Annotated in this window: 10 protein-coding genes and 1 pseudogene; 8 read left to right on the forward strand and 3 right to left on the reverse strand. The window is 60.2% G+C overall.

Annotation, left to right across the window (positions count from 1 at the left end; translation table 11 throughout):
- The first annotated feature begins 61 nt into the window (after positions 1-61).
- Together ACYVIT_RS19880 and ACYVIT_RS19885 are read left to right on the forward strand one after the other, a co-directional pair.
- Positions 62-1,075 carry a Bug family tripartite tricarboxylate transporter substrate binding protein gene (locus tag ACYVIT_RS19880; protein WP_415804211.1) on the forward strand — a complete coding sequence of 338 codons (1,014 nt, stop codon included), beginning with the start codon at positions 62-64 and terminating at the stop codon, positions 1,073-1,075.
- 36 nt (positions 1,076-1,111) lie between these two features.
- Entirely contained in the window at positions 1,112-2,299 is a 1,188-nt protein-coding gene (locus ACYVIT_RS19885) for an iron-containing alcohol dehydrogenase (protein ID WP_415804212.1), read from the forward strand.
- 69 nt (positions 2,300-2,368) lie between these two features.
- Here the strand turns inward: ACYVIT_RS19885 and gcvA are convergent, their stop codons facing one another.
- On the reverse strand, positions 2,369-3,268 hold the full coding sequence (gene gcvA / locus ACYVIT_RS19890; RefSeq protein WP_415804213.1) for a transcriptional regulator GcvA: 900 nt from the start codon (positions 3,266-3,268) through the stop codon (positions 2,369-2,371).
- Positions 3,269-3,419: 151 nt separating this feature from the next.
- On the opposite strand from gcvA, the gene ACYVIT_RS19895 reads away from it, so the two are divergent.
- From ACYVIT_RS19895 to ACYVIT_RS19920, 6 genes and pseudogenes are all read left to right on the forward strand, one after another.
- The gene (locus ACYVIT_RS19895) at positions 3,420-4,574 is read left to right on the forward strand and encodes an acyl-CoA dehydrogenase family protein (RefSeq protein WP_415804214.1); all 1,155 of its coding nucleotides are present in this window, start codon (positions 3,420-3,422) and stop codon (positions 4,572-4,574) included.
- A 37-nt stretch (positions 4,575-4,611) separates the two neighbouring features.
- A complete protein-coding gene (locus ACYVIT_RS19900; RefSeq protein WP_415804215.1) occupies positions 4,612-5,784 on the forward strand; it encodes a thiolase family protein in 1,173 nt (390 codons plus the stop codon).
- Between the two features lie 11 nt (positions 5,785-5,795).
- Positions 5,796-6,548 carry an SDR family oxidoreductase gene (locus ACYVIT_RS19905; RefSeq protein ID WP_415804216.1) on the forward strand — a complete coding sequence of 251 codons (753 nt, stop codon included), beginning with the start codon at positions 5,796-5,798 and terminating at the stop codon, positions 6,546-6,548.
- An 8-nt stretch (positions 6,549-6,556) separates the two neighbouring features.
- Positions 6,557-7,360, forward strand: a complete 804-nt coding sequence (locus ACYVIT_RS19910; protein WP_415804217.1) for an enoyl-CoA hydratase/isomerase family protein — start codon at positions 6,557-6,559, stop codon at positions 7,358-7,360.
- Positions 7,361-7,386: 26 nt separating this feature from the next.
- A complete protein-coding gene (locus tag ACYVIT_RS19915; RefSeq protein ID WP_415804218.1) occupies positions 7,387-9,297 on the forward strand; it encodes a CaiB/BaiF CoA-transferase family protein in 1,911 nt (636 codons plus the stop codon).
- Positions 9,298-9,467: 170 nt separating this feature from the next.
- A pseudogene (locus ACYVIT_RS19920) lies at positions 9,468-10,294 on the forward strand (tripartite tricarboxylate transporter substrate binding protein).
- 130 nt (positions 10,295-10,424) lie between these two features.
- Here the strand turns inward: ACYVIT_RS19920 and ACYVIT_RS19925 are convergent.
- Positions 10,425-10,634 carry a DUF2274 domain-containing protein gene (locus ACYVIT_RS19925; protein WP_415804219.1) on the reverse strand — a complete coding sequence of 70 codons (210 nt, stop codon included), beginning with the start codon at positions 10,632-10,634 and terminating at the stop codon, positions 10,425-10,427.
- Positions 10,631-11,902, reverse strand: coding sequence for a TraB/TrbI/VirB10 family type IV secretion system protein (locus ACYVIT_RS19930; protein ID WP_415804220.1), 1,272 nt, complete (start codon positions 11,900-11,902; stop codon positions 10,631-10,633). The genes ACYVIT_RS19925 and ACYVIT_RS19930 overlap by 4 nt, the downstream gene beginning before the upstream one ends.
- Between the last annotated feature and the right edge of the window lie 2 nt (positions 11,903-11,904).

Here is an 11,904-nt window from a genome sequence, read left to right on the forward strand (position 1 = left end):
AGACTGGGCCTGTTCCGCGATAACGCCGCGTCGGGTTCACAATAGAATAACGGGAGACATAATGATCTATAACTTGAAAGCACAGACATGCCGGCGATCTGTGCGGTGGAGTACTGCGGGTTTATGGCTGTTGATGGCGCTGTCCACGTTACCCCTTAAGGCCACAAGCGCGCCACTGGACTATCCCAACAAAGCCGTGACACTAATCGTGCCGTCTCCGCCCGGAGGCATCATCGATGCTTCTACGCGGCTCGTCGCGGCGGAGCTAGCACGTGCGATGGCCCAGCCCTTTGTCGTCGAGAACAAAGGAGGCGGCAGCGGCAATGTGGCCTACTCACAGGTAGCCAGAGCCGCACCTGATGGATATACGCTCTTGGCTTCCTACTCCGGGTTTCATGTCGGGAACCCTCTGTTGATGCCTAACCTCCCATGGAGTCAGAACGATTTGCGGCCCGTTGCGCTCATCGCCACATCGACAAATGTGATCGCTATCAATCCCTCCGTACCCGCTCACACCTTAGCCGAGCTAATATCCTATCTCAAGGCACATCCAGGCGAACTCAGCTACGCGTCGCAGGGCTACGGCTCAGTGGCTCACATCGGCACAGAAATTCTCAAGCAGCGCACTGGCACGCAAATTTTGCACATACCCTACAAGGGATCCGGTGCTGCATTGCAGGACGTTCTCGCTAACCAAGTCCAAATTATCATCACAACCCCCCCATCAATCAGTGGCCACATCAAACTTGAAAAGCTGCGTGCTCTGGCGGTCACCGGGAAAACGCGATACTCCGAGTTACCTGATGTACCGACGACAGCACAAGCCGGGGTACCGGACTACGAACTTGAAACCTGGGTGGCCGTTTTTGCTCCCGCCGGCACGCCAGATGCCATCGTCGAGAAGTTGACGACGCAAATGAAGCTCGCGCTGGAGAAACCGGAAACACGTGCGGCCGCTAACGCTGCTGGATTTGAGGCGCACTACGAACCGCCATCTGTACTGGCGCGCCGTGTGGCCTCCGAACACGACAACTGGTCCAAAGCGGTGAGGGAAAGTGGTATCAAGGCCGAATAATTCGACGCCAATGCAACCATGAACTGATGCGAGGTAATGAACATAATGACTCCTCCCGGTCTTCGTTACCGTTTCACAGGCCACGAACGCGTCCTGCACAGCGTCCAAGCATCCAAGGCCTTGCCCCAGCTGATGGACTGGTTCGACTACCGTCGCGCCTTCATCGTATGTTCGCACACGCTGAATACACGCAGCGACGTTATAGACACGCTGGTTGCGGGACTGGGCGCACGGTGTGTTGGGCTGACCGACAAGGTGGGAGAACATTCGCCACTATCGAATGTACTATCGGCAGCCAAACAGATTTTTGACCTCAAAGCAGATGTCATCATCTCGGTTGGAGGCGGTTCTGTGATGGACATGTGTAAAGCGATTCAACTATGCATATCCGAACAGGCGTTCGACCTGGAAAAGCTGTTGCAACTCCAAATGCAGATGTCGGACGATGGCACCGAAATGCTTGCCGGCTCGAACGCGCCCCCCGCTATCCGGCAAATAGCGATTCCCACAACCCTGGCCACCTCGGAATGGACGCCCGTCAGCACACCCATTAATGAGCAAACGCATCAAAAGGCGCGTTTTCTGGTGACCGACGGAGCGCCGCAGGCAATTATCTACGACCCCTCCCTGCTAGCGCGAACCCCCGTATCACTGCTGATGTCCACCGGTATCCGGGGACTGGACCATGCGATCAACACAGCATGTTCGCTGCACCCCCATCCTTTGGCGAGCCTGCTTGCTGAAAAAGCGATCCAGCTATATGTCGAGAACCTTCCGCGCTTACATAATAGCGGCGATATGGAAGCGTTCACGAGCGCGCAGTTGGCCACCTGGTACACCGGCATGGGTCAAATGTCGGTTCCGCATGGATTTAGCCATTGGATGGTACATATCGTCGGGCCCTTGGCCGGGGTGCCACATAGCGATGCCGCTTGCGTATTAATGCTCGCCCAAGCCCGCTGGCTGGAGGGGTACGCAAACGAGCAGCATGGCAGGATTCTACGTTTGCTCAAACGCACAGAATCTTTCGCGGTCGTGCTGGAGTCCCTGCTAGCCCAGCTCGGCATGCCACGCACACTGGCTGACCTGGGATTGAAGGATGAGCAGATCGAGTCGTTCATACAACCTGCCCTCGACCATCCGCAAATAACGAAAAACAATCTGCGTCCAATCAACACCGCCGCTGAAATGCGCGCCATTCTGGCGCTCGCTAGCGGGCTATAAGCCATATGTTCTAATTGAAACCAAATGGGGCTGAGGCCTGACGCTCCTAAGGCGATATCCGACCCGCTCCTACACGGAGATCAACCAGCTTCTGAAGGCCGCAAATTCCGGCCGGTTCAGGTGCTCGTGCGGGTAGACCAAGTAGTACGTGAAGTCACCCTCGTCAAGTACGAATGAGAATGGCATAACCAGGTCGCCGGCCGCGAGTTCCTGCATGACCAGTGCACGTTGTGCAATCGCCAATCCATGACCGTGAATCGCGGCCTGATACGCCAAGGTCGAGCTCTCGTAACTGAGTCCGGCAAGCGGGTTCACGCCCTGCACGCCGGCGGCGGACAGCCACTTCCTCCAATCTTGCCGGCGCGCCAAAGAATGCAGCAGTGTCAGGCCACGCAGCCCTTCCGTCTTATCGCCCTGGATCTGTGAATGCCTATCCATAAACGCTGGACTGCATACCGGCACAAGCTCATTTGCCATCAGCTTGTCAGCCCCCAAGGCTAACGGTGGATTGGAAAGCCGAATGGCACCGTCCAGGGCGTCGATGGAAAAGTCCACGTCTTCTAGCGAAGTAGTCAGACTAACTTCTATCTCGGGAGAGGCGGCATGGAACGACGCGAGTCGTGGCACAAGCCACTTCATAGCGACAGTGGTATAGGCCTGGATCCGGAGTTTACGTTTCTGGCTGGCTTCGACCACATCCTGGGTTGCTCGCTTCAGGCTGTCGAATCCTTCAGCGATATCGGCCAAGTACTGCTGTCCTAAGGAGGTCAAGGCAACCGATCGGTGACCACGATCGAACAGCGGAAAACCTAGCTCTTCTTCCAGTAGCTTGACATGCCGACTGACGGCCGCCGCCGTGACGTGCAACTCCTGCGCCGCCAATTGAAAACTCTTGAGACGGCCCGCAGCCTCGAATGCACGTAGTGCATTGAGGGACGGTAGCGCTCGCGTAAATGTGATCTTGGTCATTGGATGTCAAATGATAGCTCATGCCCCAGGAAAACTAAGCCAAACGTCCAAAAAATGTCGGTTGTGAGTAGGGTCTGCCCCCCCTACCATTCGAACCGTTGAACCGATGAACCTCACGCCGCAAGCGGCACAGAACCAGGAATCAGGTCAGATGGACTTCGCACTTTCCGACGAACAACAGATGCTGGTCGATTCGGCCAAAAAGCTTTCAAGGGATTACCTGGCGCCCCTGCTCGCCGCCCATCCCAAGGATGCCCCGCTGCCCAAGGCGGCCATGCTGGAGGCCTACGCCCATTTCGCGAATTTCGGTATCACCGCCGCCCGTCTGCCTCAAGAGGACGGCGGTCCTGGCCTGTCCATGGTCGACTATGGTTTGATACTTGAACAAATTCCCGCGATCCTCGCCCTGTCGCTGATCTCTCATGATGGCTCCATCACGCGGCTGAACGCAGGGGCGCCCGAGCACATCAAGGCAGCTTACCTGCCGGACCTGATTGCTGGCAGGAAGATTGCGTGCACGGCAAACTCGGAGCCTGGCGCAGGCTCTGATTCCAACACCATCAGTACCCGCCTGGAGCTGGCCGGCCAGCACGCCACTATCACCGGACAGAAGGCGTGGATCACCAATGCGTCCATCTGCGACGTAATGGTCGTCGCGTGTCAGGCCGGGATGAACGAGAAAGGGAGGCCCATCACGCGCCGGGTGCTGGTGGATCGCAGCACCTCGAAAATCGAAATCCGTGAGACCGAGATTACCGGGTTACGGCAAGGACACCTTAGCGAAGTGATCTTCGACCAGACGCAAGTCCCGCTGGATCACGTCATCGGCTCATCGGGAGATGCCGGCAAATACATGACGCTGGCCTGGAATGGCAACCGCCCGCTGCTGGGATTGCTTGGCGTGGGCATCGCCCAGCGCGCGTTCGAGCTGGCCGTCGAGTACGCCGGCGTCCGCAAGCAGTTCGGCAAGACTCTGGGTGCTCATCAATTGGTACAGCAGGACCTCGCCGATATCCAGACCGCCATCGTCAGCTCGCGACTGCTGTGCCTGTACGCACTGGATGCGCTGGACCGCGGGGAGCGCGCCAACGGCACGTCGGCCATGGCTAAGCGCTTCGCCACCGAAAGCGCCGTACGTGCGGTCAATCTGGCCATGCAGGTACACGGCGCGATGGGAATCACCGAAGAACTCGGGCTGGAACAACTATGGCGCGACGCGCGCGTGCTGCAAGTGCCAGATGGAACGCCCGGGATTCTGGCGTTGATCCAGGCGCGGGAAATCACAGGCGAAGCCGCCTTTCGTTGAAAAGCCGAATCACATCAATAGGTAGCGGAGACAAACGATGCGTAGAGTAGTCATTGCGGGCGTCGGCATGACGCCGTTCGGGAAATTCACCGAGCGCAACATGAAAAGCCTGTCCGAAGAAGCCGTCGCGGCGGCGCTAGGCGATGCCGGGGTCGGGGTCGATTGCGTGGAACGCGTGTTTTTCGGCAATGCCGCGGCCGGGGTAGTGACAGGCCAGGAAATGATCAGGGCGCAATCTTCGCTGCGTAATACAGGTCTCGCTGGAAAGCCGATGTTCAACATCGAGAACGCCTGCGCATCGGGCAGCTCGGCCTTACATCTGGCCTGGCTGGCGGTGAGATCAGGATCGTGCGAGACCGCCCTAGTCGTAGGTACGGAGAAGCTCACGCACGAGGACAAGGCCGTCTCATTCGGTGCATTCGCACGCGGTGTGGACCTGGAAGAGCCCTTGCCCGAAGGATATCAGAGTGGCTCGGGCTCCTTGTTCATGGATCTGTACGCCATCAAGGCGCGCAAATGGATGGAATCGGCGGGGGCGTCCGCCGAGGACTTCGCCCGCGTGGTGGTCAAAAGTCGCAAGGCCGGTGCACGTAATCCGGCCGCGCAGTTCCGGGAAGAAACCAGCATTGAGGCAGTGCTGAACAGCCGCATGATCAGCGATCCGCTGACGCTATTCATGTGCTCGTCCATCGGAGACGGCGCTGCAGCGGCATTCATCTGCTCCGAGGATTACGCCAAGCGCCTAGCCACCAAGCCCGTCTATCTGCGCGCAAGCGCCATCGTCACCGCCACGGTAGACGGGCAGGGCGAGGTCGTGGCGGCGCGCGCGGCCAACGCCGCATATGAGGAAGCGGGTGTCGATCCGACCGACGTCCACGTGGCAGAGTTGCACGACGCGTCAGCCCCAGCAGAACTGATTCACTACGAGAACCTTGGTTTCTGCGCACCCGGAGAAGGCGCGAGGTTACTGCGCTCGGGGGACACCGACCTGGGCGGCCGCATCTCAGTCAACCCCAGTGGCGGGCTGCTGTCCCGCGGTCACCCCATCGGCGCAACCGGTGTCGCGCAGATAGTGGAGCTGACCCAACAACTGCGCGGGAAATCTGGCACACGGCAGCGGCCCAATGCAAAGGTCGCACTAGCCGAGAACAACGGCGGTCAGCTGGCGGGCGATTCCGCCGTCGCGCTGGTCACCATCCTCACCACTTGAAGGAAGCGAAAATGGAACACGAACCTCGCGTGACGGTGGTCACTGGCGGTGCGAAAGGCATCGGGTACGGGATATCGAGCGCGTTCGCACGCCAAGGCGACACCGTCATCATGTTCGATATTGACCGCGATGCGCTCGACGAAGCGACCTCTCGCTTGACCGGCGACGGTGCCACGGCGATTGGAATCCCCGTCGATGTCACACAAAGCGAAGCCGTCAACCGAGCGGTCGATACCGTGGCGCGTCAGTTCGGCCGCATCGATGTACTGGTCAACAATGCCGGAGTGTCTCGCGACACTCGCATTACCAAGATGAGCGACGATGACTGGGACGACATCATCGCGATCAATCTGCGCTCGCAATTTCTTTGCTGCCGCGCCGCGCTGCAGCATATGGTTGAGGCTCGCAGCGGCCGGATCATCAATATCTCGTCGCGTGCCTGGTTGGGCAACGTCGGCCAGGCTAACTATTCAGCCGCGAAAGGCGGCGTGGTAAGCCTGACGCGCAGCCTGGCATTGGAATGGGCCAAGTTCGGTATTACCGTCAATGCCATCGCGCCGGGCATCATCGACACCCCTCTCTTCCAAGCCTACGGCGACGAACTCAAGGGGCGGCTGCAAGCGTCCGTTCCGGCACAACGCATAGGAACGCCCGATGACATCGCCCAGACAGCGCTGTTCTTCGCAAATTCCGGCAGCAGCTATGTCACCGGCCAACTGATCTACGTGTGTGGCGGCCGCTCATTGTCGTCGCCGACCGTCTGAGAACGAGCATGACAATACATTACGAAGTCTCGGACCACATTGCCACGTTGACACTGGATCGTCCCGAGTCCCTGAACGCCCTGGATGTCGAAGATCTGACCACGCTGAGAACACTGCTGGAGCGTGCTCGCGACGATGCCAACGTTCGCGTCATCATCGTCGGTGGCGCGGGCGCAAAGTCGTTCTGCGTGGGCATGGATCTCAAGAAGTCGTTTCCACCCGACATCAACTTCGGAGCCTCATTCGTCAAATCACACGATGCAGCGATCGCGGAAGGCGTCTATGTGCGGCTGGTGGATCTGGGCAAGCTCAATATATCCAAGCCCCTGATTGCCGCCATCAATGGCTATTGCCTGGGCGGGGGGCTCGAATTGGCGCTGCAATGCGATATCCGAATCGCATCACACAACGCGTCCTTCGGGCTGCCGGAACCTACGGTGGGCAGTATCCCGGGCGTGTGCGGAATCCAATTGCTGCAGCGTGCAGTGCCATCGGCCATCGCCATGAGGATGCTGCTGACCGGGGAGAGGATCGATGCGGATCACGCGGCGAGGGTCGGGTTGATATCCGATTGCGTCGACCTGGTCGACCTGACCCGCACCGCCAGGGAGCTCGCCGCCACGATCGCGGCGAACGGCCCAGTGGCCATACAGATGATCAAGAAGGTGGCACAGGTCAGCACCAATGTGCCGTTGACGCAGGCCATCGAATTCACGGAGTTAGCCTGGGGCGCGATGCGCGACTCGGAAGACCGAATCGAAGGACGACGAGCCTTCGCCGAGAAGCGTCGTCCTGAATATAAAGGCCGCTGAAAACCCGCCATGAGAAGGAGACAGGCGTGACACTACAAGACAGAGCACTGGCCTGCGGCACGCGCGCATGCGTACTGCTTGCCGCATCGCTGCTCGAACAGGCAGGCATACCCGTGACGCGTGCGGCTCGCCTTCCCAGCGAGGTCGGCCAGGACTGCACAATCGTCGTTGTATGCGGTGACGAACTGGAGGATGCCGGACGCCTGCGTCTGCGTCAGCTCGAACTCGAAAGACGTGTTCTGGTCTGCGAGATCAGCTCGACGAGCGCGCAAAGTCCACGCCGACACCTCGCTTTATCTGATTCGGAGATTCAGGCCTTGTGCGGACTGATGGACACCACCGGATTCAGTCAGGCGACGCCGATCGGCATTCCCTTCGCGGAGACGTCCGCCGCCTTGTATGCGGCGGCCGCGATCATGGCGACCCGGTGCACGCCTACGCAGCAGGCCCTAACACAGACCATCGAGGTCTCGCTGTACAGTTGCGCGGTCAATGCGCTGTCCACCTTCCTGCCAAAAGCATTCGTGGGCACGCGCGCGAGCCGCATGGGCAACCTGCATCCGTCCGCCTCGCCTTGGAACACCTATCGCACCGAGGATGGATGGGTGCTGATCTGCACAGGAAGCGACGATCAATGGCGTAAGTTGGCCGATCTAATCAACGTGGCCCCCGCGGACCGGGCCGGCCTCGACAAGGTCGTCGAACGCGTCGCCGCCGTCCAACGCGTGGATGGCTTGGTCGAAGGATGGACCTCCCACCATTCGACGGCCGAATGCGTGGCTGCCTGCGACGGTATCGGTATCGCAGCGGGACCGATCCTGCAAGTATCCCATTTAGCGGATGAACCTAATTTCCAGTTGCGTCACGCCGAGGTGGCGCAGCAGATCACGCAACAAGGTATCTCGCACGATTCCTACCGCGGTGTCCGGATTTTCCAGATCGTAGGCCTGCACAGTGAGGCGAGCCCGTCGGGAATGCCTGCCCCTACGTCGACGCCAGACGTAGGTACCACCGCGAACTCGTCGATGACGGGTCCCCTGGCCGGTCTTCGGGTCATCGAGATCGGCCAATACACCACCGCTCCATTGGCCGCGAAACACCTGGCCGCACTCGGGGCCGAAGTCCTGAAGGTGGAACCGCTCGAGGGCGAAGCGTCGCGTGCCTGGACCCCTGCGATCGACGGCACCAGTTTTTTCTTCGCTCTGAACAACACGGACAAAACTCCGATCGCCTTGAATCTCAAGGACGTCGCCGACCGTGATCATTTCGCTGCCTTGGTAGCCGAGGCCGATGTCCTGATCGAGAACCTGCGTCCCGGTGCGCTGGCCAAACTGGGCTTCGGACGCGAAGCCTTGTCCCGCCTCAATGGACGCTTGGTGTATTGCTCGATCTCGGGCTTTGGCATCCGCTCCGCCTACCCTGCCCGTCCCGCGTTCGACACGGTGATCCAGGCCATGGGCGGAATCATGGACCGTACGCGCACGATTGAGAACGACTTCCCGGTCAAGACCGGCGTCTCCGCAAGCGATATCCTCGGCGGTCAAGTCGCCCTATTCGCGGTCATCCTGGCACTTGTGCAACGACAAGACCGCGGCCAGTTCGTCGAGGTCGCGATGCAGGACGTCGCGGCATGGGCCACCCTATACACGGCCGGCAACCCCGAGACCCCGGGGCAAGTCCACGTGGATGCGGATGGCAGCACCTGGACTACATCGGACCCGCGCACGGGCCGGCGATCCGTGCCAGTGACGGGCGTAGAAGCGCTGCTACAAGACCCGGATTTTCAGATGGATGTGCTAACGATGGCGTCCGATCCGAACGGAACGCTGTGGCCCGTGCTCAAGCCTCCCTATCGCCTTTCCCATACCCCGGCACGCGTAAGTAGTGTGCCGGGCCACGCCCAACCGCCTGTGTCACGACGCAATGCACGCAAATAACGAACCGGAAAGTGTCTTAAGGCACCGCACTGGAGAATCAGAGGATGACAATGAAATCGAATAAATCTTGTATCGCACGCGTATGCGGCGCTTTCCTGGCGGGCGTGCTCGCGCTCGGAAATACCCTAGCCGCCAGTTCGGAAGATTCATATCCGGACAAGCCCATTCGCATGATTGCGCCATTCTCCGCAGGTGGCTTCACTGACTACGGCGCCAGACTGCTCGCAGAGAAGCTATCGCAAGAGCTCAAGCAACCGGTGATCGTCGAGAACAGGGTGGGTGCGGGCAGCAGTATCGGTAGCGACGTTGTCGCACGTAGCACGCCGGATGGATATACGCTACTGGTGACGACCCAATCGTTTTCGGTGAACCCGTTCCTGTTCAAGTCGATCAGCTATGACAGCGACAAGGACTTCCGTGCTGTGGCACAGGTTGCGATCTCGCCGATGGTGCTCTACACCAATCCAAACGTGCCGGCGAACTCAACTATGCGTCTCCCGGGAACGGTACCGGCGCGCATCTCGCAGCTGAGCTGTTTCAATCGGTCAGTGGCACCAAATTCACGCATGTGCCCTACCGAGGCAGTGCGCACGCCATCACCGACCTGCTCGGGGGCAACATCGAACTCGCGTTCGATTACCCCTCCAGCACCATGGCGCATATACAGGCTGGCAAGCTCCGCGCGCTCGCCGTCACAGGTGCCCAGCGACTACAGGCGTTGCCGGAAGTTCCTACCCTTGCCGAACTACAGTATGCAGAAGCCCTGGCAACATCGTGGCTAGGCATATTCGTACCTGCCGCAACCCCTAGCGAAACGACGGAAGTGCTACGCGCCGCCCTGCACAAAGTCGTAGGCGATCCCGAAATCGCCGCCAAGCTTGATGAGATCGGCGCACAGGTTCTGCTCATGGATAAACCTGAATTCGAAGCGTACGTGGCTGAGGAGCAAAGACGTTGGAAAGCAGTAGTAGAAAAATCCAACGCAAGAATTGAATAACTGCGCAAGTGGGAAACCAGCCCATAGCGCAAGAAACGCTTCTTGGCATTACATTTTCTGACATAGTGGCACGCCGACTGGAACAAGCCGACATCGTCAACTTAGCCTCGGACATGCGAGCGTGTCTTTATTACCCCTTTCTGAACGCTCGGTCCCCCGCTATGAACGCCTCCAGCATGTGCGGTATCAACGTCACAGCACTAACAGGCTCGCTATACACCTGCGAGTGCAGCGTAGCGTAACGGTCGAGATCGGCTTTCAGGCTGGCTGGACACGCGAAGGTCAACTTGATGCTTTCGGTCTTGGGCAGCGGTCCGAGCCGCAATTTGCGCGTCGTCATCGTGAAGTCCCCCGATTGAAGAAGAGCGGCTGGTACGGCCGCAGCACCAGATCCCGATTGACGATGATGCGCACCGGCAGACCCGGTCGCTCCGTCAGTGTGGGCTGGATGTTGAGGTTGCGCCGGGTCATCTCCTGGCCGACCTGATTGATACTGTCCTGCGCGCTGTCGCGCCCGGCGATAATGACGCGATCGCCGTCCTGGCGGTTTTCCGGCGCGGCCAGTTCGGCGCCAACGCCTAGCAGCGTGGTCAGCGCCGCACCAGCGAAGATGCGATCCCAATGCCAATCGACACCATCCTCCAAGCCGGCATAGCCGGCTGAGTCGGTGCCTGCCAGGTTGTCGAGCGTAAGCGAAGACATGTCGGGCAGGACGATGCGGTTCCACACCACCTGTACGCGGCTCTGCCCGTAGCTGACCTGGCTGTTGTATCTGCCCAGGATGCGCGAACCCTGCGGGATCAGCAGGAAGCGCCCGGAGGCCGTGTCATAGACCGGCTCCGTCACCGTGGCGATGACATCGCCCGGCAGGTCGGACTTGATGCCTGTGACCAGCGCCCCGGCGATCACCGTGCCGGCCATGACCTGATACGGCGATGCCGGCATTTGCAGGTTGCCGGAATTACGGGTTTCCGTGGTTCCGGCCTGCTGGAACGCCTCTTTCTGGTCTTGGCGATTCTGCACGGTGGTTGGGTCGGCAGACTGGGCCGCCGTCGAGGCCGGCCCGGCGGCCATCGGGTCGAAGGCCGCATTGGTGGCGAAGCCCGGCGCGGCGGCCAGCTGCGACTGCGCCACCGGCGCGGCTTGCTGGGTGCCGGTGCGGAAGAATACCGACGATGTGGCCGCTTCCTCAGCTTCCTTCAACCGGGCCAGACGTTCCGCCTCGGCGGGGTCGTGCCCGGGGGCGGCCACGGCCGGCTGCTGCGAATTCACGATGGCCGGCCCAAGGTCGCCCGGCAGCGGTGGCCCCAGTTCCGGCACCTCTGGCGGCAACTTCGAGTAGTCGGCCGGAAGCTGGTCGAGTCCTTCGGAGCGCGAGACGCGATCCACGTTGTAAAGCTCGGCCTGCTCACTGGCCCCGTGCCGCTGCGGTTGCAGCGACCACATTAGCGCACCGAGCACGGCGACCGACAGGCTGCCAGCGAGGATGGCCAGCGTGCGCCGGTTCAGCCGTGTGACCGGCCGAGGCTGGGCGCGCAATGCCACCGCCTCGGGTTCGACCTTGCCCGCTGGCGGTGCAGCAACGTCGGGAGTGTCATCCTGGCTCATGG

This window comes from Bordetella muralis, from assembly GCF_054781015.1.

Bases quoted from the DNA above. Each gene is read 5' to 3' on its own strand.
- ACYVIT_RS19880 (WP_415804211.1), top strand. From the start codon at position 62: ATGATCTATAACTTGAAAGCACAGACATGCCGGCGATCTGTGCGGTGG.
- ACYVIT_RS19885 (WP_415804212.1), top strand. From the start codon at position 1,112: ATGAACATAATGACTCCTCCCGGTCTTCGTTACCGTTTCACAGGCCAC.
- gcvA (WP_415804213.1), bottom strand. From the start codon at position 3,268: ATGACCAAGATCACATTTACGCGAGCGCTACCGTCCCTCAATGCACTA.
- ACYVIT_RS19895 (WP_415804214.1), top strand. From the start codon at position 3,420: ATGGACTTCGCACTTTCCGACGAACAACAGATGCTGGTCGATTCGGCC.
- ACYVIT_RS19900 (WP_415804215.1), top strand. From the start codon at position 4,612: ATGCGTAGAGTAGTCATTGCGGGCGTCGGCATGACGCCGTTCGGGAAA.
- ACYVIT_RS19905 (WP_415804216.1), top strand. From the start codon at position 5,796: ATGGAACACGAACCTCGCGTGACGGTGGTCACTGGCGGTGCGAAAGGC.
- ACYVIT_RS19910 (WP_415804217.1), top strand. From the start codon at position 6,557: ATGACAATACATTACGAAGTCTCGGACCACATTGCCACGTTGACACTG.
- ACYVIT_RS19925 (WP_415804219.1), bottom strand. From the start codon at position 10,634: ATGACGACGCGCAAATTGCGGCTCGGACCGCTGCCCAAGACCGAAAGC.
- ACYVIT_RS19930 (WP_415804220.1), bottom strand. From the start codon at position 11,902: ATGAGCCAGGATGACACTCCCGACGTTGCTGCACCGCCAGCGGGCAAG.